Source organism: Thiohalomonas denitrificans (assembly GCF_900102855.1).
Classification (GTDB): Bacteria; Pseudomonadota; Gammaproteobacteria; order Thiohalomonadales; family Thiohalomonadaceae; genus Thiohalomonas; species Thiohalomonas denitrificans.
In genome coordinates, this window is the sequence record NZ_FMWD01000001.1 from 411874 (window position 1) to 433858 (window position 21985).

Here is a 21985-nt window from a genome sequence, read left to right on the forward strand (position 1 = left end):
CTCTGCGTCTCCGCGGTGCAAAAAAATCAGTTTTTCCTGCGCGGTCCCTCTGTTGGCGCTCCTGCTGAGCGGGTGCGGACCGGCACCCGACCAACCGGCGGACGGAGGCAGTCTGGCCGTTTCGGAGGCGTTGGGCGGCGATATCGAAGGCTACGCCCGCGCCACCGAGCCACGCGAGTTCAAGTTTCCGGCGGATCACGGACCGCATCCCGAGTTTCGGACCGAGTGGTGGTATTTCACCGGCAATCTCGCGGATCGCCGTGGAGAGCGTTACGGCTTCCAGCTGACGCTGTTCCGGAATGCCCTCGCTCCGGAGCCGCTGGAGGGCCCCTCCCGCTGGCGAAAGCGGCAGGTCTATATGGCCCACCTCGCCCTGACCGATGTGGCGGGCGGACGTTTCGTGGCCGAGGAACGATTCGCCCGCGCCGCTCTGGGGCTGGCCGGTGCGCGTGCCGCACCCTTTCGGGTATGGCTCGAGGATTGGGAAGTCTCCGGCGGCGAGGGCCGCCACCCCTTTCCCGTGACCCTGCGCGCGGGCAATGATAAGGACGGCATTGAGCTGACCCTCGGTATGGAGAAAACACCCATCCTGCAGGGCGAGGCGGGCCTGTCGCAGAAGAGCGAGGAACCCGGGAATGCCTCCTACTACTACTCCTACAGCCGCCTCTCCGCTAGCGGCCGTATTACCATCGATGGCGTCCAACGACAGGTGGACGGCAGCGCCTGGATGGACCGGGAGTGGAGCACCAGCGCCCTGGGGCCGGAGCAGAGCGGTTGGGACTGGTTCGCGCTGCAACTCGATAATAACGTCGACCTGATGCTGTATCGGCTGCGCCGCCGGGACGGCTCCACCGATCCTGCCAGTGCCGGCAGTCTGGTGTCCCCGGAAGGCGAGCGCACGGCGCTCCGGGAAGAGGACTTCGAAGTCACTGTGACCCGTCACTGGGAAAGCCCCCGGGGCGGCCGTTACCCTGCTGGCTGGCGGCTGCAGCTTCCGCAACAGCAGCTCTGGCTCCGGGTGGAGCCCCTGCTGGCCGACCAGGAACTCGATCTGTCGGTCCGCTACTGGGAAGGCGCGGTGCGGATCAGCGGCGAGCACCGCGGGCAGCCGGTCGCGGGGTACGGTTACGTGGAGCTGACCGGCTATGCGGAGTAGCCAGTAAACACTTCCCACGCCAGACCGTGCTGCACCCCTTCCGTGACAGCGCGATCCGGAAAGGCTCCTGATGGAGTGTCCACCCCTCGAGACTTATGGAAAACCTGCAGTGTCAGGCCTGAACGGGATCCCGTCGGGTTGAACCCGACCTCCGGCAAAAACCGCAGGTCGGGCTTTAGCCCGTCATATCTCTGAGAAAGAATTGCGGATCAGACCGCTGCGGCTTCGCGTCCGAAGGCCATGCGCCCGTCGACAACATCGATGACGACAGTGTCCCCCGGGCCAAAATGCCCCGAGAGGATCTCCTGCGCCAGCGGGTTTTCCACCTGCTGCTGGATGGCCCGCTTCAGTGGGCGTGCCCCATACACCGGGTCGAAACCGGCTTCTGCCAGCCGGTCGAGCGCGGCCGGCGTGAGCCTCATGCCCATGTCTCGGTCCGCCAGACGCTGGCGCAGATAGTCGACCTGGATATCGGCAATGGCACGGATCTGCTCCCGGGCCAGCGGATGGAAGACCACCACCTCATCGACACGGTTGATGAATTCGGGCCGGAAGTGCTGCCCGACCACCTCCATCACAGACGACTTCATCTCGTCGTAGTGCTCCTCTCCGGCCATCTCCTGGATCAACTGGGAGCCGAGGTTCGAGGTCATCACCACCACCGTGTTGCGAAAATCGACGGTACGACCATGGCCGTCGGTCAGGCGACCATCTTCCAGCACCTGAAGCAGGATGTTGAAGACATCGGGATGCGCCTTCTCGATCTCATCCATAAGGATCACCGAATAGGGCTTGCGACGCACATGCTCGGTCAGGTAGCCGCCCTCTTCATAGCCGACGTAGCCCGGCGGCGCGCCAATCAGCCGGGCCACCGAGTGCCGCTCCATGAACTCCGACATGTCGATGCGAACCATGGCATCCTCGGTATCGAACAGGAACGCAGCCAGGGCCTTGCACAGTTCGGTCTTGCCGACGCCGGTGGGTCCGAGAAAGAGAAATGAACCGTTTGGCCGGTTGGGATCGGAAAGGCCGGCCCGCGAGCGGCGAATGGCATTGGCGACAGCGGTGATCGCCTCGTCCTGGCCCACCACCCGGGTATGGAGCATCTCCTCCATTTTCAGCAGCTTTTCCCGCTCGCCCTCCAGCATCCGGGTCATGGGAATACCGGTCCACTTGGAGACCACTTCGGCGATCTCCTCCTCGGTAACCCTGTTGCGCAGCAGCCTGGTTTCCTGCACCTCGGCCACCTGGGCGCTCTCCAGGGATTTCTCCAGGTCCGGGATACGTCCATACTGCAATTCCGACATGCGTGCCAGATCGCCGGCACGACGCGCCGTTTCCAGTTCCAGGCGTGCCCGCTCCAGCTCTTCCTTGATGTGCTGTGCACCCTGCAGCGCCGCCTTTTCCGATTTCCAGATCTCGTCCAGGTCGCCGTACTCCCTTTCGAGCCGGGCAATCTCATCCTCGATGTGCTGCAGGCGCTTCTTGGAGGCCTCGTCGGACTCCTTGGCCAGTGCCTCACGCTCGATCTTGAACTGGATCAGCTTGCGTTCGAGCCGATCCATCTCCTCGGGCTTGGAGTCGATCTCCATACGGATGCGCGAGGCCGCCTCATCGATGAGATCGATGGCCTTGTCCGGGAGTTGCCGGTCGCTAATGTAGCGGTGGGAGAGCGTCGCGGCGGATACGATCGCCGGATCCGTAATCTCCACCCCGTGATGGACTTCATATTTCTCTTTCAGCCCGCGCAGGATGGCGATGGTGTCCTCGACGCTGGGTTCATCGACCAGCGCCTTCTGGAAGCGTCGCTCGAGCGCCGCATCCTTTTCGATGTGTTGCCGGTATTCATCAAGCGTGGTGGCGCCGACGCAGTGCAGTTCACCGCGGGCCAGGGCCGGCTTAAGCATATTGCCGGCATCGACGGAACCCTCGGCCTTGCCGGCCCCCACCATGGTGTGGATCTCGTCGATGAACAGGATGATGTTGCCCTCCTGCTTGGCGATATCGTTCAGTACCGCCTTCAGGCGCTCCTCGAATTCCCCGCGGTACTTGGCACCGGCGATCAGGGCCGCCATGTCCAGAGAGAGCAGGCGCTTGCCCTTTAGCCCCTCAGGCACCTCGCCGTTAACGATGCGCTGCGCCAGCCCCTCGACGATTGCGGTCTTGCCGACACCCGGCTCACCGATCAGCACCGGGTTGTTCTTGGTGCGCCGCTGCAGCACCTGGGTCACGCGACGGATCTCGTCATCGCGGCCAATCACGGGGTCGAGCTTGCCCTGTTCGGCTCGCTCGGTGAGATCGACCGTGTACTTCTCCAGTGCCTGGCGCTGCTCCTCGGCATTCGGATCATCGACACTCTGTCCACCCCGCAGCTTGTCGATGGCCTGCTCCAGAGCACCTTTACTGGCGCCTTCCTTGCGGAGCAACTGGCCCAGCTGGCCCCGATCTTCGACAGCCGCAAGCACAAACAGCTCGCTGGAGATGTAGCCATCCTTGCGCTGCTGGGCGAGCTTATCGGTCTGGTTCAGCAGGCGCCCGGTGTCGTTGGAGATGTGCACATCGCCGCCGGTGCCCTCGACCCGGGGCATCCGCTCCAGGGCCTCTCCGAGCCGCGAACGCAGGCTGTTGGCGTTGACGCCCGCCTCACTGAGCAAATGGCGTGTGGTGCCTCCCTCCTGGTCCATGAGGGCATTCAGCACATGCTCCGGCTCGATATATTGATGGTCGCGTCCGACCGCAATGCTCTGGGCGTCTGCCAGCGCGGTCTGGAACTTGGTGGTCAGCTTGTCCATTCGCATCGGACAAATACCCCCTGAATTTTTAAGTGGTTTGCAATTACCCGATAAATGGGGCAGGAAGAGAGGAAAATCAATGCGGGGTCGAGAATGGGGTGATCAAGCGCTTGTAGCCGTTCAGAGTGTCGCGGCAATAGCAGAAAGCGGGTCCGGGGCCATCCCGATGGATTCGTACACGGCATCTAGGCAGGTCGAGGCATCGCCGGAACAGGTGATCGGCGGATGCGCGAAAACCCGGATACGGCTGCGACGCAACAGCGCCGACACGATACGTCCCTCTCCCGCTATGCCCTCGATATGCAGCGGATAGATGGGACACCCGGCGAGCTGTGCCAGTTTCCATACACCGCGTTTCAGGGGCGGACGCTTGTCGCCGGTATGGATTCCGCCTTCGGGAAACAGTGCCACCACTTCTCCCGACTGCAGCGCCTTGACGGCCTCCCGAAAGGCCCTCTCCGGTCGACCGGCCCGATCCACGGGAATGCAACCGACGGCCTTGAACAGCGCCCTCAGGCCCAGTCGCTCGTACTCCTCCTTGGCGATCAGAAAGCGCAGAGGACGCGGACTGGCAGCGATCATGACCAGCGGGTCCAGCCCGGAAAGATGATTGGCCACCACCAGGGCCGGTCCCTCCGCCGGCAGCGGCACCGGATCGGCCTGCATGCGATGATAGCCACGGCAGAAGGCGCTGTTGAGCCGGTCGATCGCATTCAGCCAGCGGGCTCCCCAGTCGGGCCGAACCACCTGTGAGACTCCCTCGGGCATGTTCGAACTCAAGCAGTTTTGCTCTTCTTCGGTTTCTGGTAGCTCTTGCGCCGGAACAGGTCGTTGCGGCGGCTGACCAGCCGATCCAGGAACAGCAGCCCGTCCAGGTGATCGACCTCATGCTGGACCGCCTTCGCCTCGAAGCCCTCAAAGCGATACTCCTGCGGCTCGCCACCGCGGTCCAGTGCGCTGACACTGACCCGTTCGGCACGAATCACATTGCCCGTGTAATCAGGCACCGACATGCAGCCTTCGCGACCCACCTCCATACCCTCCCACTCGATGATCTCCGGATTGATCAGGAACAGACGGCCGTGATTGGGGACCGGTTTGCGCGCCTTGGAGCAGTCCACGATGGCGATACGCTGCAGCCGGTCCACCTGGGGAGCGGCAATGCCGACACCACCGGGGCCTGCGTCCATGGTCTCTTCCAGATCGGAAAGAAAGGCCTGCAGCTCCTCGTCGAAGCGATCGACCGGTTCGGCGATGCGCTTCAGGCGTTCATCGGGATAGGTCAGAATGTCCAGGATGGCCATCTCTCCTCACCCGATCATGGTCTGGACAGGGGTCAGGCGCGCCTCGACGCCGCCTTCGGTCACGATCTCCAGCGCCGACTGCAGTGCCTCGACGCCCTCGGCGGCGTGGCCCTCAATGGTCATGACGTAAATCGGTTCGGCCTCGCTACCCGCCACATCCGACTCGAAGTCGAGGATATGCAGGCCTGCTTCCGCCAGGGCGCCGGTCACCCGGGCGACAATACCGGCCTTGTCGGCGCCATAGACGGTGATGCGCACATCCGGCTCCAGATGCTGATGCAGATGGCCTTCGATACGGTCGACGTGGTGATGCAGGTCCATCGACTCCGCCACCGGGGCGACCAACTCATCCAGCTGACGGGTGCGACCTTCGAACTCGACCATCAACATGATGGTGAAATTGCCGCCCAACCGCATCATTGAGGCCTCCCCCAGATTGCAGCCCCCCTCGAACAGCGCCGAAGTGAGGTGGGCGACGATTCCCGGTCGATCCTTTCCGACCAGGGTCAGCATGTACCAGTGTTTCATCTCAATTCCTCAGAATAACGTGGGCTAACCCGGATTTCTCACCGCAAAGACGCAAAGGGCGCAAAGCAAATGATTGCAAAAGCAATTCACCACAGTAGTCAGCATTTGCCGGTGACACCCAGTTTTGCCGCATACCCCGATAAGCCACGGACTACTTTGCGCTCTTGGCGTCTTCGCCTACATGGATGTAGGTGAGGGGCGTGAGCAGGAGCGGAAGCTTTGCGGTTAATGCTTTTTCAATGGGCCACACCGTGGGCCCAGTAAATCACCACCACGCCAAGACCGATCGCAACGATCTGCTCCACGATGGCCCGGGGCTCGAACCGGGCGTGCAATCCCGGAATCAGGTCGGCCACGGCGATGTAGATAAAGCTGGCGGCGGCCACCACGAGGACATAGGGCAGCAGACCCTCTGTCGCTCCCAGGGCAAAATAGGCCAGCACAGCGCCCAGCAGGGTCGTGCTCCCGGAGAGGATATTCAGAAGCAGTGCCCGCAAGCGGCTGCGCCCACTGCCCAGAAGCACCGCAAAATCGCCGAGCTCCTGCGGGACCTCGTGCGCGGCGACCGCCAGACTGGTGGCAATACCCAGGCCGATGTCAGTCAGGAACGCCGCAGCGATTAACACTCCGTCGACGAAATTGTGCAGCGCGTCGCCAAAGAGCACGAGAATACCGGGAGATCTCCCTATCTGGCCAGTCCCGGCACCCTCGACAGCGTGGGCATGACGGGTGCCGACGTGGCAGTGCCGCCAGAGTACGAATTTTTCCAGCAGGAAAAAACCCAACAGACCCAGCAGGGCAGCCAGCATCAGGCCGTGGGGGTCGACCTCATTGTGAAGAATGGCATCGGGTAGCAGCGCGAGAAAGGCGGCGCCGAGCAGGGCACCGACTGCGAAGCTGATCAGGTGCGGCATCGCCCGTTCGCGAAATCCGGCGGGCAGGACCAGGAAAAGCCCCGCAGCCAAAATACTGAAGACACTTCCGACCAGGGAGAAGAGCAGTATCCAGGCCAGAAGAGGCATGGTGGTCAGCCTTCCATCCAAATCAGGGTGGCCATGCGGCCCGTAACCCCGTCCCTTCGATAGGAGTAGAAACGTTCGGTGTCCGTGTAGGTACAGTAGCCCCCGCCATAGATCCCGCCGACACCGGCGCGTCTCAGCCGTCGGCGCGCCAGCCCATACAGATCCGCCCACCAGCGCCCCGAAGGCGATGGCCGAAAGGCCTCGCCTGCGCCCGGGTCGGACACCAGAAACGCCTCCCGCACCTCCGGGCCGACCTCAAACGCGTCCGGTCCGATGGCAGGGCCCAGCCACACAAGAATCTCTTCGAAGGGCGTATCGAAGGTGTCGAGCGTCGACTCGAGGATGCCCGCCTGCAGTCCTCGCCAACCGGCGTGTGCGGCCGCAATCCGGGTGCCGGCGCCATCGCAGAACAGCACCGGCAGACAATCGGCGGTCAGCACGGCGCATACACTCTCCGCTGTGTCGGCGTAGATCGCATCCGCCTCGCGATCCACCCCCTCCCTGGCAGAAACGACCCGCGTACCGTGTACCTGGCGGAGCCAGATGGGTTCGCCCGGCAGATGCAGCACCCGCCCGAGCCGCCGTCGGTTTTCGGCCACAGCCCGGGGGTCGTCACCCACGTGGTCGCCCAGATTGAGCGAGTCGTACGGCGGGGCACTCACACCCCCGATGCGGGTGGAGACGGCAGCCTTGACGCTGGACGGCGCCGGCCAGCCCGGCCGCAGGACCGTAAGCTCTCCGGTGCTTTCCAGGTAATCCGTCACGCGCTCTCCTCTTGCTCCGCGTCGTTTCTCAACACCTCCAGCAACCTGCACATATCGTCCGGAAGTTCCGCCTCCCACTCCATCGGCAAGCCGCTGCCGGGGTGTTCCAGTCCAAGCCTGCCGGCATGTAGCGCCTGTCGATGAAACCCGCGGAGTACCTGGCGCAGGTCCTCCGAACAGCCTTTGGGCAGCTTGAGACGTCCCCCGTAGACCGGATCCCCCACCAATGGATAGCGGATGTGCGCCATGTGTACCCGGATCTGATGGGTGCGACCGGTCTCCAGGCGGACCCTGATATCAGTGTGGCCCCGAAACCGCTCGACCACCCGATAATGGGTCACTGCCGGCTTGCCGTTGGGGGTCACGGCCATTCGCTTGCGATCGACGGCGTGCCGGCCGATGGGCGCGTCGACCGTGCCGCCGCCGGTCATGACACCGGCAACCACGGCGCGGTATTCGCGCGTCATGCTGCGCGCCTGCAACTGGGCGACCAGGGCCGTCTGGGCCTGCAGCGTACGGGCCACGACCAGCAGTCCGCTGGTCTCCTTGTCGAGACGGTGCACGATTCCCGCCCGCGGCACCGACGCCAGCTCCGGGGCGTGGTGCAGCAGGGCGTTGAGCAGGGTCCCGGCGCGATTGCCGACCGCCGGATGAACCACCAGGCCGGCCGGCTTGTTGAGCACGATGAGCTGTTCATCCTCGTAGCGGATATCGAGTGGAATCGCTTCCGCCTCCCAGCGCTGCTCGGGCACCACGACCGGCTCGAGATCGATCTGCTCGATCCCCTGCAACTTGTCCTTGGGACGCATCGGTTTTCCGTCTACCCGCACGCGCCCCTCTTTCACCCACTGCTGGAGACGGGAGCGGGAATACTCCGGGAAGAGTTCCGCGAGCACCTGGTCGAGTCGGCGGCCGGCCGATTCCAGGGGAACCGCCACCCGTCTCGGTGACTCATCTTGTTTCATTCGTTCATGACCCACGGTTATACTTCTTAACTTGGATATCCATAAAAATGAGTCGAGATGCGCATTTTCACGCTTTTACCCCTCCTCGTCCTGCTTCTGACCGCAGGCTGTGCCGGCCTCCCGGAGGCCGATGAGACCGCCGACTGGAGTGCCAGCGAGATTTACGAAAAGGCCAAAGCCGCCCTGGACAACGGCAACTATGAACAGGCGCTGGGCCTCTACAGTAAGCTCGAGGCCCGCTATCCCTACGGGCGCTTCGCCCAGCAGGCGCAACTCGAAACCATCTACGCCCATTACGAAGCGGACGAGCCTGAAGCGGCCATTGCGGCGGCGGATCGCTTTATCAAACTCCACCCCCGTCATCCGAACGTGGATTATGCCTACTACATGCGCGGGCTGGCCAGTTTCGATATCGGCGGTGGCTTCCTGGAGCGATTCTTTCCCAGTGATCCGGCGGAACGCGACCCTGCACGGGCTCGCGAGGCATTTCGACACTTCCGGGAGCTGACCACGAAGTTCCCCGAGAGCCGCTATGCAGAGGACGCCATCAAGCGCATGGCCTACCTGCGCAATAATCTGGCACGCCATGAAATCCAGGTAGCCCAATACTACATGAGGCGGGATGCCTACCTGGCCGCCGTTGAGCGCGCGCGCTATGTGCTGGAGAGCTACGAATCCACACCCGCCGTTCCGGATGCGCTGGGGATCATGGTCACCGCCTACCGCGCGATGGACATGCCGAAACTGGCCGATGATGCCTTGCGGGTACTGCGCCAGAACTACCCTGAACACAGGGTCACCACACAGCTGGAAAAGGACAACTGAGGCAAATCTATGTGGGATTTCTTCGAAACCGTGCGCCATCGCCACTCGGTGCGACGCTTCCGTAGCGATATGCCGGTCGAGCGGGAAAAGCTGCACGCCGTCCTCGAGATGGCCAGCGCCGCTCCCTCGGCAGGAGACCTCCAGGCCTACCGCATCGTAATCGTTTCCAGCGATGAGGGCAGAAGAACCCTGAGCCGCGTCGCCGGTGATCAGACCTTTCTCGCCGAGACATCGGCCTGCCTGGTGTTCTGTGCCGACCCGCTGCGTTCAGCCACCCAGTATGGGGAGCGGGGGCGGGAGTTGTATGCCGTGCAGGATGCAACCATCGCCGCCACCTACGCACAACTCGCCACCGTGGCCGCAGGCCTCGGCTCCACCTGGGTGGGCTCTTTCGATGAAAAAGCGCTGGTGGAAGGCCTGAAACTCGAGGCGAGCCTCCGGCCCGTGGCCATTCTGGCGGTCGGTTACCCGGCCGAGTGGCCGGATCCGACCCCGCGACGCCATCTCGACGAGATGGTCGAATATCGCTGAAACTCGGTTAGCACCGGGGGCGGCCCTCCTTCCGGTGAGCGGCGGCACTGAACAGGTAGGAGGCGCGCCCCCGCGGCGATTTCCGTCACGGACAGCATCGCGCCGGGGCGGCCCTCCTACCGGGAAATTCCCCGGGCAGGGGGACGCCTCGCGGCGATTTCCCGTCAGATCGCGGCGGGTCCTTCCTCTCCGGTGCGGATGCGCACCACGCGCTCCACGGCTGTAACAAAGATCTTGCCGTCACCGATCTTGCCGGTGTGGGCGGCGTTGGTGATCGCCTCGATGCACTCATCCACCTTGCCGGCCTCGATCACCACCTCTATCTTCACCTTCGGCAGGAAATCCACTACGTATTCGGCCCCGCGATAGAGCTCGGTGTGTCCCTTCTGGCGTCCGAAACCCTTTACTTCCGTTGCCGTCATGCCGGCGATACCGATCTCCGACAGCGCCTCGCGGACGTCATCCAGTTTAAAGGGCTTGATGATGGCTTCGACCTTGTTCATTGCGCGCTCCTCGACCGAAAATCAAGTGTAGGGTTGTTCAATCACGGTAGCCGTTGGTGATCGGGTAACGCCGGTCGCGGCCGAAGGCACGGCAGGTAACGCGCACGCCCGGCGGCGCCTGCCGGCGCTTGTATTCATTTCGATCGACCATTCTCACGACCCGTTCCACCGCGTCCCGATCATAGCCCTGGCGGACAATATCGTCGGGGCACAGGTCGCGTTCGACATACATTTCCAAGATGGGATCCAGTACATCATACGCAGGCAGGCTATCGCTGTCCTTCTGATCCGGCGCCAGTTCGGCAGACGGGGGACGTTCGATGACCCGCTCCGGGATCACCGGACGGAGGCGGTTGCGATAGCGGGCGAGCCGATAGACCAGCGTCTTCGGAACATCCTTGAGAACGGCAAAACCGCCGGCCATATCCCCGTAAAGTGTGGCATAGCCCACAGCCATTTCACTCTTGTTGCCGGTGGTCAGCACCATCTTGTGCTTTTTGTTGGAGATCGCCATCAGCAGCACCCCGCGGCAGCGCGCCTGGATGTTCTCCTCGGTCACGTCCGGCTCGGTACCGGCAAACTCGTCCGCCAAACTCGCCAGAAAGGCATTGAACAGCGGCTCGATCGGGATCGTCCGGCACTCGATGCCGAGCGCCGCGGCTTCCGCCCTGGCATCCTCCACACTCATATCGGCGGTATACCGGGAGGGCATGGTGACGGCCTCCACCCGTTCCGGGCCAATGGCATCGACGGCGACGGCCAGGGTGAGGGCTGAATCGATGCCTCCGGAAAGGCCTAGCACCACACCGGGGAAGCCGTTCTTGTCAATGTAATCGCGCGTACCCAGCACCAGCGCGCCGTAGGCGCTCGCCTCTTCGGACAGCTTCGGTGCGCATTCGGACGGCAGCGGCCGGACCGCGTCGCCGATGTCGAAGTCGGCAATCCAGAGCCCCTCTTCAAAGGCCGGGGCGCGCTGCACTACCCGCCCCCCGGCATCCATCACGAAGGATTCGCCATCGAAGACCAGTTCATCCTGTCCGCCGACCAGGTTCAGATAGGCAATCGGCAAACCGGTCTCCTCGACCCGTCTCTGTAGCACCCTCTCCCGCTCATCGCCCTTGGAGAGATGATAGGGAGAGGCGTTGATGTTGATGAGAAGCTGCGCGCCGGCGGCAGCGGCCTGGGCCGCGGGAGCGGGTTGCCAGATGTCCTCACAAATCGTAATCCCAACCGCGACGCCCTTCACGTTCACCACGCAGGGCTCGTGACCGCCGGTAAAGTAGCGTACCTCGTCGAACACGCTGTAGTTGGGCAGATGCTGCTTGTGATAGGTCGCGATCAGCTCCCCGTCCCGAAGCAGGGAGGCGGCGTTGTAGAGACCGCCCATGGCCATGGCCGGATAGCCGAACAGCATATCGATGCCGTGTACCGCGCGCTTAATCTCTTCCAGTCCCTGCAGGACCCGCAACTGAAACCCCTGGCGCATCAGCAGGTCTTCGGGTGGGTAACCGCAGAGGGCCAGTTCCGGGAACACCACCACATCGGCCTGGAGTTCATCGCGAGCGCGCCCGGCGGCAGCGATGATGCGCTGCACATTGCCGGCGATGTCGCCGACATGAAAGTCCAGCTGCGCCATCGCAAGCCGAAGCCGCGACCGAGTTGCCACGGTAGCTATCATCGTCAGCCCTTCAGGGCTTCGGCCATGCGCTCGCCCATCTCGGCGGGCGAGCGGGCAATAGTCACCCCGGCGGCCTCGAGGGCGGTAAACTTCTCCTCCGCGGTGCCTTTCCCACCGGCAATGATCGCCCCGGCGTGCCCCATGCGCTTACCCTTGGGGGCGGTCACTCCGGCAATGTAGGCCACTACCGGCTTGCTGACGTGATGGCGGATAAACTCGGCCGCCTCCTCTTCCGCCATCCCGCCGATTTCCCCGACCATGATGACCCCGTCGGTGCCGGGGTCCTGCTCGAACTGCGCCAGGCAATCGACAAAGCTGAGCCCGTGAATCGGGTCGCCGCCGATACCCACGCAGGTGCTCTGGCCCAGTCCCGCACGGGTGGTCTGATGCACAGCCTCGTAGGTCAGCGTGCCCGAACGGGAGACGATGCCGATACGCCCCGGGCTGTGGATCGCGCCCGGCATGATGCCGATCTTGCAGGCGCCGGGAGTAATGACGCCGGGGCAGTTAGGGCCGATGAGGCGCGATTCCGTACCGCGCAGTGAGGCCTTCACCTTCAACATATCGAGGACCGGAATGCCTTCGGTGATGCAGACGATGGTCTCGATGCCGGCGTCCGCCGCCTCGAGAATGGCATCAGCCGCGAACGGCGCCGGGACATAGATCATGGTGGCATCGGCACCGGTCTCCGCCACCGCGTCATGAACGGTATTGAACACCGGCCGCTCCAGGTGCATCTGCCCGCCCTTGCCGGGCGTAACGCCGCCCACCAGGCGGGTGCCGTAGGCGATGGCCTGTTCCGAATGGAAAGTACCCTGTTTGCCGGTAAAACCCTGGCAGATCACCCGGGTATCACTGTTGACCAGAATCGACATCAGGCCTTCCCTCCCGCGGCCATTACCGCTTTTTGGGCCGCATCCGTAAGGTCGGCCGCCGTATCGATGGCCAGTCCGCTCGCAGCCAGCAGTTCACGCCCGCGTTCCACGTTGGTCCCCTCCAACCGGACCACCACCGGCACGGCGGAGGACACCTCCCGGACCGCCTGGATGATGCCCTCGGCGATCAGGTCGCAGCGCACGATACCGCCAAAGATATTCACCAGAATGGCTTCCACGTTCTGGTCGGAGAGGATCAGTTTGAAGGCCTCAGCCACCTTCTCCGCGGTGGTACCGCCGCCCACGTCCAGGAAGTTGGCCGGTTCGCCGCCCTGCAGCTTGATGAGGTCCATGGTGGCCATCGCCAATCCGGCGCCGTTGACCATGCAGCCGATATTGCCGTCGAGACGGACATAGTTCAGACCGTGCTGCCGGGCGCGGCATTCGCGCTCGTCTTCCTGGGTGGTGTCGTGGAGTCCCGCCAGGGCGGACTGCCGGTAAGATGCGCTCTCATCGAGGTTGATCTTGGCATCCAGAGCCAGCAGGTGGCCCTCCCCGGTCACCACCAGAGGATTGATCTCCACCAGGGCGGCGTCGCGCTCCATGAAGAGCCGGTAGAGCGCCATCATCAGCTTGCCGAGTTCCTTGACCTGCGAGCCGTCCAGCTCCAGCCCGAAGGCCACCCGGCGGCACTGGTAAGGCTGCAAGCCAACCACGGGGTCGACCGCCACGCTGCAGATAGCCTCGGGGCGGGTTGCGGCCACCTCCTCGATGTCCATGCCGCCGGCCGCTGAGGCCATGATCGTTACCCGCTGGCTGGTGCGGTCCACCACCATGCCGAGGTAGAGTTCACGGGCGTTCGGGGAGACGGCCTCGACCAGGACCTTGTTGACCGGCTGTCCCTCCGTCCCGGTCTGGTGGGTCACCAGCCGGCTGCCAAGCAGCTCATCGGCCGCGGACGTCAATGCCGCCAGGCCTTCCACCAGCCTGACGCCACCCGCCTTGCCGCGACCCCCGGCATGGACCTGTGCCTTGACCACCCAGCGGCCTCCGCCCAGCGCCTGGGCCGCATGCTCCGCCTCGGCGAGGTTGGCCGCCACCTGCCCCTCCGGAACCGGGATGCCATAGTCGCCGAACAGACTCTTGGCCTGATATTCGTGGAGATTCATGCTTTCCCCGCCTCAACGAAAAAACGGTATTGTGTCCGAAAGCCGGGACCTTGGCAAAAGCCCGGCTTGGCCTTTTTGCAGCAGGACCGATACAATCCGCCGAGGCAATATTCCTTATTGAAAAGCGGGAATCCGAACAACATGGGACTGTTTCGTCTTCTTATCCTGGTGGCAATTATCTGGGCCATTTATGCCCTGGTGCGCCGCTTTCGTGATCGTCGCGCTTCGATTGCGCCTTCGCGCTCGAAACCGGAAATCGGGCAAATGGTGCGCTGCCGGCAGTGCGGATTGCATGTTCCCGAACAGGAAGCATTCAGGCGCGGAGAAGATTGGTTCTGCAGTGCCGAGCACAGGGATCAGGCAGACGGGTAATGGATGGCTCACTGACCACCGCTCCGCTATCGCTCTCATCGCCCGAAAACAGTGCCAAGACCTGGCAGCCGCTGCGCTTTTTCAACATCTACCGCCTGCTACTGAGCAGCGCCTTCGTCTTTCTCGCATCGGATCAGCGCCCGCCGATGCCCCTTGGCGCCCACGACCCCGGTTTTTTTCTTAACGTTAGTATCGCCTACGTCATATTTGCCGCCATTTCCATAATCCTCTCCGAACGACGGCAGCCCGCCTTCCCCATCCAGCTATATGTACAGGTCGCCGGAGACATTACCGCCTTGACCCTGCTGATGCATGCCAGCGGAGGTGTCGCCAGCGGATTGGGAATGCTGCTGGTGGTGTGCATCGCCAACGCAAGCATGATCACCGGGGGGCGAACGGCTGGACTATTCGCCGCAGTGGCAACGATAGCCCTGCTTCTGGAGCAGCTGTACTCGCATTTAACGGTACCTGATGCAGCCGTGGCCTACCCCCAGTCGGGCCTGCTGGGCGCTGCGCTGTTTGCCACTGCTGCATTGGCCCATGTACTCAGCCGCCACGCCCGCGCCAGCGAAGTACTGGCCGAACAGCGGGAGATGGATCTGGCGAACATGGCGCAGATGGCCGAATTCATCATCGAACACATGCAAACCGGGGTGGTGGTGGTCGACAACTACCAGCGTGTCCAACTGATGAATGTCGCGGCCAGGCGCCTACTCAGTTCTACAAGCAGCAATACCCGCTACCTGGGTGAAGTCTCTCCCGACCTGGCCCAGCGCGTCGCGCGCTGGCTACAGGGCGGGCAGCGACCACGCACCGTGAAACTCGAGGATGTCGATTACGAAGTAATCCCGCGCTTCATGAACATCGGCCCCGACGGACGCGCAGGGACCCTGATCTTTCTCGAGGATGCCAGCCTTGCCGCCCGACAGGTCCAGCAACTGAAACTCGCCGCCCTCGGACGACTGACCGCCAGTGTGGCCCACGAGGTCCGCAATCCGCTCGGAGCCATCAGCCACGCCGGTCAGCTACTCGCGGAGTCGCCTCACCTCGACAAGACCGACCAGCGCATGACCGAGATCGTCCTGGAGCAGTCACAGCGGGTGAACACCATCATCGAGAGCATCCTCCAACTCGGTCGCAAAGATCGCTCCAAGATGATTGCACTGACGCTGTCCCCCTTTGTGAAGACCCTTATAGCCGAGTTCTGTTACAGACACGACATCGATGCAGGGAAAATCCCGGTGGCAATCCCTCCCGATCTGGAAATCGGTTTCGATCCCACCCACCTGCAGCAGATCCTGAGCAACCTGCTCGACAATGCCGAACGGCACAGCCGCACCAGCGACTTCCCGCGGATCCGCCTGAAGGCGGGCTACTCAAAAACCGGACGGCCCTACCTGGATATCGTCAACAAAGGAGAGGGGATCCCGGACAGTGTCGCCAACCAGTTGTTCGAACCCTTCTTCACTACCCAGCGCTCGGGGATCGGACTCGGACTCTATATTTCAAGGGAGCTTGCCGAATGCAATAATGCAGAACTGGCCTACCTACCCGATAAGCGGGGCGGAAGCCGATTTCGCCTCTCATTCAGCCACCCGAGCCGTTAGATCCTCTCGCCATGAAGCAAGCCCAATACCACGCGTTGATCGTCGATGATGAGCCCGATATCCGGGAGCTGCTCGAGCTGACCCTCACCCGCATGGGGGTGGCTTGCGAGGGGGCGGAAACCCTGGAAGAGGCCAGAGACCACCTCAACCGTTCCGATTTCAATCTCTGCCTGGCCGACATGCGCCTGCCGGACGGTAGCGGCATCGAACTGGTGCGCCATATTCAGCAGCACCGGCCAGAGCTCCCGGTCGCCGTCATAACGGCCCACGGCAACATGAGCCTGGCCATCGAGGCCCTCAAGGCCGGCGCCTTCGACTTTGTGAACAAGCCGGTAGAACTGGCCACCCTTCGGGAACTGGTCAGTACAGCACTGAAGATGGGGCGAAGAGATGAAGCCCCCAACCCCACAAGCCCTTCAGGTCGACAGTTACTGGGTGAATCGGAAGTCATCCGTACCATTCGCGCCACGATCAACAAGCTGGCCCGCAGTCAGGCCCCCATCTATATCAGCGGAGAATCCGGCACTGGCAAGGAGCTAATCGCCCGACTGATCCATGAAAACGGCCCTCGCGCCGACAAGCCCTTCGTGCCGGTGAACTGCGGCGCCATCCCGGCAGATCTCATGGAGAGCGAGCTGTTTGGCTACTGCAAGGGGAGTTTTACCGGCGCCACCCATGACAAACCGGGCCTGTTCCAAGCCGCCCAGGGCGGCACGCTGTTCCTGGATGAACTGGCCGACCTGCCCCTTGCGATGCAGGTCAAGCTGCTACGGGCCATTCAGGAAAAGGCCATCCGGCCGCTGGGCGCACAGAAGGAGGTCCATATCGATGTCCGCATCCTCAGTGCCACCCACCAGGACCTCGCCACGCTGGTCCGCGAAGGACGGTTCCGGGAAGACCTCTTCTATCGCATCAACGTCATCCAGCTGCAAGCACCAACCCTGAGAGAGCGTCCGGAGGATATTCCGATCCTCGTCGAACACATCCTCGAGCGGCTCGCCGGCGAGCTGGGAGTCGAACCATTACAGCTCGATGATTCCGCCCGGGAAGCGCTGGGCTCCTACGCATTCCCCGGCAATGTGCGCGAACTGGAGAACATCCTTGAGCGTGCCGTAACGCTGTGCGAACAGGCCACGATCGGCGAAGAGCTCCTCCAACTCCCCGAAGGCGTGCCGGTTGCGTCCAGTGAAGTCGGCGGCGGGGACTTCGAACTGGAGTCCTACCTGATGGAAATCGAACGCAAGATCATCCTCAACGCCCTCGAAGAGACCCGGTTCAATAAGACCGCCGCCGCCAAACGGCTCGGCCTCTCCTTTCGCTCACTACGCTACCGCCTCAAAAAACTCGACATCGAGTAGACTCAAGGTGACAAATTTTGTCACCCAATGGACGTAGTTAGTCACCTAACGCCCAGTCCCTACACCTTTTTCTGCCCCTTTCCCGGCCCCCCCCCGCAGGGGTCGAAAGAGACACCGATGAAAAAGCCGCAGCAAAGTGCCGCGATGTGACCCACCGCACAATTTCTTTTTCCCTAACAATGCACATTCATGGTGCTGGAAACGCCATAGGTGATTGGCACAGTAACTGCATAACTTTCAAAGGAGTCCCGGCCCAGAAAAAACAACACCATGGCCGGAAAGTTTGCGGAATCGCTATTCAATGTCTGAGGAGAGAATTCATGAAGAACGTACAACAGGGCTTCACCCTGATCGAACTGATGATCGTCGTCGCGATCATCGGCATTCTGGCCGCCGTCGCGCTGCCGGCATACCAGGATTACACCGTTCGGGCCAAAATGTCCGAAGTGGTCCTCGCCGGCAGCACCTGCCGCACGGCGATTACCGAGGTTTATCAAACCATGGATGGCACGACCAGCCCTGGTGCAAGCAACTGGGGTTGCGAAAGCACCTCCGGCACAGCACCATCGAAATACGTAAAATCGGTAGACACTGATGCCAACGGCAAGGTGATCGTGACTGCTGATAACTTCGGCGACACCGCTATCGATGACAAGAAGATCGAGATGACGCCATATCACGATGACTCCACCACGAAGGATCCTACCACCTCCGGCCATCTCGGCTCCCCGGTCTATAAGTGGACTTGTGGTCCGGCCGCGTCCGATGGGGTTCCGAAGAAGTATCTGCCGGGCTCCTGCCGCAGTTAGGCCCTTAGGCTAGCACGAAGCAAAAACCCCTCTCTGAGGGGTTTTTGTTTTTCTTCAAACGGTTCCGCGACACCATGCACACCATTGATCGAGCTTCACAGCATTTTCCGGCTCGCCGTTATATCTTTGCGCTCGCCGGCCTGCTGATGGTTACCAGTTGGCTGATTCCCAACCACTACCTGCCCTGGAGCGCCTTCTACAATGAATTCATTGCGGCCGTTGCGCTGGTCATGCTGGCCGTTGCTACCTTCACCGGTGTTTCGCATTCGAACGATCATCAGGTAGGTACTCGGATCCCGCGCGGGGTTCTTGCGCTTCTACTGCTCGCTGCAATCCCTCCCCTTCAATACGGGTTCGGTTTGATCACCTTCTCCGGTGATGCCTGGACCGCGTCACTCTATCTGGCCGGATTGGCACTCGCCTATGCGGTGGGGTTCGCCCTTGCCGGTGAAAACCGTGAAGTCACTGCCCGGACAATGGCATGGGTCTTTTTGATCGGCGCGTTGCTGTCCCTGTTTCTGGCCGCAGCCCAGTGGCTCCATCTGAACCTGGGGGTTTGGCTGGTCGATATCGCACCACGCGGCCGTCCGTCCGCCAATCTGGCCCAGCCCAACAATCTAGCCACGCTGTTCTGCCTGGGGCTCGCCGCCGCGATCTACCTGAACGCCCGGGGCCACATGGGCCGACCGGTCGTCACTCTATGCTCCCTATTGCTTTTTGCGGGTATCGCGATGACCGCATCGCGCACCCCATTGATCATCGGGCTGGTCATCCTCGGCTGGACCCTGCTGCAGCGCAGACAGGTAGGCATCACCCTATCCAGCCTGCAGATTACCACTGGCTTTGCCGTCCTGGTTTCCCTGTGGTTTATCTGGCCGGTCCTCACCGATGCCATACACCTCAACTCAGTGCCTTCGGGGGCTCCCGCAGCATCCTTGCAGATACGGTCGGAATCCGGACTACGGCCGACGATCTGGCTCCAGCTCCTGGATGCTGCAGTGCGAGCACCACTGTTCGGCTACGGCTGGAATCAGGTGACCTTGGCTCAAGTCGCCGTGGCCGGCGACCACGGGCCCTCGGTGATGGTCGAGCACAGCCACAATATTGCGCTCGACCTTTTGCTCTGGAACGGTTTGCTGGTGGGCGGGGCGATACTCTTGCTGCTTGGGGGATGGTTCCTATCGCGAATGAAGCGGCGCCAGAACCTGGAGAGCTGGTTCGGCTTACTGGTGCTCATGGCCGTGTTTACACACGGCATGCTGGAGTTTCCGCTGGAATACACCTACTTTCTGTTTCCTCTGGGGGTTTGCGCCGGCATCGTCGATCGCTCGGTCGATATCCGAGGTATGGCCATGCCCGCCTGGAGCAAGCCGGCGGTGCTACTGGCAAGCGGGTTAGCGTTGGTTCTCGTGGTTTCCGAATACCGACTGCTGGAGGCGGATTTTCGCCACATGCGCTTTGAGGGCATCGGGATCGAAGCCCGAAAACCCGCCGATCAGACCACCCCTGCCAAGATTCTCACGCAACTCTCGGCCTATACCCGCTACGCCCGCACGGAAGCTTATGCCGACATGACGGCCGAACAAATCGCGTGGATGGGCCGCGTGGCCCACCGATACCCCCATCCACCGGCTCTGTTTCGCTATGCCCTGGCGTTAGCTCTCAACCAACGCTACACCGAAGCCGCACATCAACTTCTATTGCTGGAAAAGCTGCACCCCCGTCAGCGGGACAGTGCCAAGGCGAGTTGGGCTGCGGCAGTCCACCAGTACCCCAACCTTTCACAGGTCAAGCTCCCCGACTAATATCGCCAGAGCACTATCGCCTGGCATCAGCTGTTGAAACAGTCCGTGAACGGCAACACAAACCTGTAGCAACATACATGCAAGACTTGTCCTCTACAGAAATGCTAGGACAGCTCCCGGGTTTATTCGGCGACCGTTTCTCGTTTGATTGAACCTTTTCCCGGTATCAACGTAGTATTGGCACTATTTGCGGATTCGGCAGCTAGTCAATGGTAACTTCTACAGCAAAGATTGCGCTTAGCGGACTGGCTCGAAAGCTGGTCAGTGAGGGCTTACTGACAGAATCGGATGCCGAAAGCGCCCTGAAGCAGGCGAGCAAGGAACGGATGCCGCTGACCACCTATCTGGTGGAAAACGGCGTTGTTAGTGCCCGTGAAATCGCGATGGTGGCGGCCAGGGAATTCGGGGTTCCGGTCTTCGATCTCCGGGTGATGGACCTCGACACGGATGTGATCAAGCTCGTCGAAGAGAAACTGATCCGCCATCACCACGCCCTTCCTCTGCTGAAACGCGGCAACCGGTTGTTTGTCGCGGTTTCCGACCCCACCAATCTCAACGCCCTCGATGAAATCAAGTTCCATGTCGGGATGAATACCGAGCCGGTATTGGTGGAGGAGGACAAACTCAGTAGCACAATCGAAGCGGCCCTGAACGCCACGGATACGAGCCTGTCCGACCTGGGCGATGAGGACCTGGATAATCTCGATATCTCCGCCGAGGACAACAAGGAGAAAGAGGATAGCGCCGATTCGGACGTGGATGATGCGCCGGTGGTGCGTTTCATCAACAAGATCCTGCTGGATGCGATTAACAAGGGAGCATCGGACATTCACTTTGAGCCTTACGAGAAGATTTATCGCGTGCGGCTGCGGCAGGATGGCATCCTCAGCGAAGTCGCGAAACCGCCGGTGCAGTTGGCCAACAAGATCTCCGCCCGCCTCAAGGTCATGTCCCGCCTGGATATTTCCGAACGGCGCATCCCCCAGGATGGCCGCATCAAGCTGACGCTCTCCAAGAACCGCGCTATCGACTTTCGTCTCAGTACCTGCCCGACCCTCTATGGCGAAAAGATCGTCCTTCGTATTCTCGACCCCTCCAGCGCAAAGCTCGGCATCGACGCACTCGGCTACGAGGAGGAGCAAAAGCGGCTGTACCTGGACGCCCTGGCCAAGCCGTACGGAATGATTCTGGTCACCGGGCCGACCGGTTCCGGTAAGACCGTTTCGCTCTACACCGGTCTCAATATTCTCAATACCGCGGACGTCAATATCTCCACGGCCGAGGACCCGGCCGAAATCAATCTGCCCGGAATCAACCAGGTGAATGTCAATCCCAAGGTGGGACTGACCTTCTCATCGGCACTAAAGGCCTTTCTCCGCCAGGATCCGGACGTCATCATGGTCGGCGAGATCCGCGATATCGAAACGGCGGAGATCGCCATCAAGGCAGCACAGACCGGCCACCTGGTGCTCTCCACACTGCATACCAATGATGCCCCGCAGACACTGGGCCGCCTGATGAACATCGGTGTCGCCCCCTACAACATCGCCTCCGCAGTCAGTCTCATTATTGCCCAACGACTGGGACGCAGACTCTGTGACCACTGCAAGCAGCCCGAGGATATTCCAAAGGAGACGCTCCTGCAGGAAGGCTTTGCCCCGGAAGAGATCGGCAAGTTCACCCCCTACAGGGCCGTTGGCTGTGACCGCTGCAACAAGGGCTACAAAGGGCGGGTCGGCATCTATCAGGTGATGCCGGTTTCCGAGGAGATGGGCCGAATGATTATGCAGGGATGCACGGCGATGGATCTGGCCGATCAGGCGGACAAGGAAGGTATTCCGGACTTGCGGAAGTCGGGTCTGAAAAAGATCAAGGACGGCATAACCAGTCTTGAAGAGATTAACCGCGTGACGAAGGACTAA

General features: G+C 61.8%; 20 protein-coding genes. 9 read left to right on the top strand and 11 right to left on the bottom strand.

The genetic code is table 11. The features are described from left to right. Positions 1-52: 52 nt before the first annotated feature. Complete coding sequence (locus BLP65_RS01870) at positions 53-1156, top strand: lipocalin-like domain-containing protein (protein WP_245688198.1); 1104 nt, start codon at positions 53-55, stop codon at positions 1154-1156. A gap of 209 nt (positions 1157-1365) precedes the next feature. On the opposite strand, the gene clpB is transcribed toward BLP65_RS01870, so the two are convergent. The 7 genes from clpB to rluD all read right to left on the bottom strand — a co-directional run bounded on the left by clpB (position 1366) and on the right by rluD (position 8531). Then, positions 1366-3954 (bottom strand): ATP-dependent chaperone ClpB, encoded by a 2589-nt coding sequence (gene clpB / locus BLP65_RS01875; RefSeq protein ID WP_092992017.1) that lies wholly within the window; start codon positions 3952-3954, stop codon positions 1366-1368. Positions 3955-4068: 114 nt separating this feature from the next. Then, positions 4069-4728 (bottom strand): lysophospholipid acyltransferase family protein, encoded by a 660-nt coding sequence (locus BLP65_RS01880; protein WP_139181396.1) that lies wholly within the window; start codon positions 4726-4728, stop codon positions 4069-4071. Further along, positions 4725-5252, bottom strand: coding sequence for a peptide deformylase (def, locus tag BLP65_RS01885; RefSeq protein ID WP_092992021.1), 528 nt, complete (start codon positions 5250-5252; stop codon positions 4725-4727). The genes BLP65_RS01880 and def overlap by 4 nt, the downstream gene beginning before the upstream one ends. A 6-nt stretch (positions 5253-5258) precedes the next feature. Beyond that, positions 5259-5780 carry a glycine cleavage system transcriptional repressor gene (locus BLP65_RS01890; RefSeq protein ID WP_092992023.1) on the bottom strand — a complete coding sequence of 174 codons (522 nt, stop codon included), beginning with the start codon at positions 5778-5780 and terminating at the stop codon, positions 5259-5261. Between the two features lie 236 nt (positions 5781-6016). Next, the gene (locus BLP65_RS01895; protein WP_092992025.1) at positions 6017-6802 is read right to left on the bottom strand and encodes a ZIP family metal transporter; all 786 of its coding nucleotides are present in this window, start codon (positions 6800-6802) and stop codon (positions 6017-6019) included. Between the two features lie 5 nt (positions 6803-6807). Next, positions 6808-7566: a peptidoglycan editing factor PgeF gene (gene pgeF, locus BLP65_RS01900; RefSeq protein ID WP_245688199.1), complete on the bottom strand. Its 759-nt coding sequence runs from the start codon at positions 7564-7566 to the stop codon at positions 6808-6810. Beyond that, on the bottom strand, positions 7563-8531 hold the full coding sequence (gene rluD, locus BLP65_RS01905) for a 23S rRNA pseudouridine(1911/1915/1917) synthase RluD (protein WP_092992026.1): 969 nt from the start codon (positions 8529-8531) through the stop codon (positions 7563-7565). Before rluD ends, pgeF begins: the two co-directional genes overlap by 4 nt. 57 nt (positions 8532-8588) lie before the next feature. Here rluD and BLP65_RS01910 point away from each other — a divergent pair, with 57 nt between their 5' ends. Then, positions 8589-9356 (top strand): outer membrane protein assembly factor BamD, encoded by a 768-nt coding sequence (locus BLP65_RS01910; RefSeq protein ID WP_092992028.1) that lies wholly within the window; start codon positions 8589-8591, stop codon positions 9354-9356. 9 nt (positions 9357-9365) lie between these two features. Then, a complete protein-coding gene (locus tag BLP65_RS01915; RefSeq protein WP_092992030.1) occupies positions 9366-9887 on the top strand; it encodes a nitroreductase family protein in 522 nt (173 codons plus the stop codon). 164 nt (positions 9888-10051) lie between these two features. On the opposite strand, the gene BLP65_RS01920 is transcribed toward BLP65_RS01915, so the two are convergent. The 4 genes from BLP65_RS01920 to sucC are packed head-to-tail and all read right to left on the bottom strand — an operon-like array spanning position 10052 to position 14112. After that, positions 10052-10390 carry a P-II family nitrogen regulator gene (locus BLP65_RS01920; RefSeq protein ID WP_092992032.1) on the bottom strand — a complete coding sequence of 113 codons (339 nt, stop codon included), beginning with the start codon at positions 10388-10390 and terminating at the stop codon, positions 10052-10054. 37 nt (positions 10391-10427) lie between these two features. Continuing rightward, positions 10428-12056 (bottom strand): NAD+ synthase, encoded by a 1629-nt coding sequence (locus BLP65_RS01925; protein WP_281180139.1) that lies wholly within the window; start codon positions 12054-12056, stop codon positions 10428-10430. 14 nt (positions 12057-12070) lie between these two features. After that, the gene (sucD, locus tag BLP65_RS01930; protein WP_092992036.1) at positions 12071-12943 is read right to left on the bottom strand and encodes a succinate--CoA ligase subunit alpha; all 873 of its coding nucleotides are present in this window, start codon (positions 12941-12943) and stop codon (positions 12071-12073) included. Continuing rightward, complete coding sequence (gene sucC, locus BLP65_RS01935) at positions 12943-14112, bottom strand: ADP-forming succinate--CoA ligase subunit beta (protein ID WP_092992038.1); 1170 nt, start codon at positions 14110-14112, stop codon at positions 12943-12945. The genes sucD and sucC overlap by 1 nt, the downstream gene beginning before the upstream one ends. Positions 14113-14178: 66 nt before the next feature. Between sucC and BLP65_RS01940 the strand changes: the two genes are divergently transcribed. The 6 genes from BLP65_RS01940 to pilB all read left to right on the top strand — a co-directional run bounded on the left by BLP65_RS01940 (position 14179) and on the right by pilB (position 21985). After that, positions 14179-14484 carry a PP0621 family protein gene (locus BLP65_RS01940; protein WP_139181397.1) on the top strand — a complete coding sequence of 102 codons (306 nt, stop codon included), beginning with the start codon at positions 14179-14181 and terminating at the stop codon, positions 14482-14484. After that, entirely contained in the window at positions 14484-16091 is a 1608-nt protein-coding gene (locus BLP65_RS01945; protein WP_092992042.1) for a sensor histidine kinase, read from the top strand. Before BLP65_RS01940 ends, BLP65_RS01945 begins: the two co-directional genes overlap by 1 nt. A gap of 11 nt (positions 16092-16102) precedes the next feature. Continuing rightward, a complete protein-coding gene (locus BLP65_RS01950) occupies positions 16103-17449 on the top strand; it encodes a sigma-54-dependent transcriptional regulator (protein ID WP_092992044.1) in 1347 nt (448 codons plus the stop codon). A gap of 320 nt (positions 17450-17769) precedes the next feature. After that, a complete protein-coding gene (locus tag BLP65_RS01955; protein WP_092992046.1) occupies positions 17770-18258 on the top strand; it encodes a pilin in 489 nt (162 codons plus the stop codon). Positions 18259-18332: 74 nt separating this feature from the next. Continuing rightward, positions 18333-20063, top strand: coding sequence for a PglL family O-oligosaccharyltransferase (locus BLP65_RS01960; RefSeq protein WP_139181398.1), 1731 nt, complete (start codon positions 18333-18335; stop codon positions 20061-20063). 209 nt (positions 20064-20272) lie between these two features. After that, complete coding sequence (pilB, locus tag BLP65_RS01965; RefSeq protein WP_092992049.1) at positions 20273-21985, top strand: type IV-A pilus assembly ATPase PilB; 1713 nt, start codon at positions 20273-20275, stop codon at positions 21983-21985.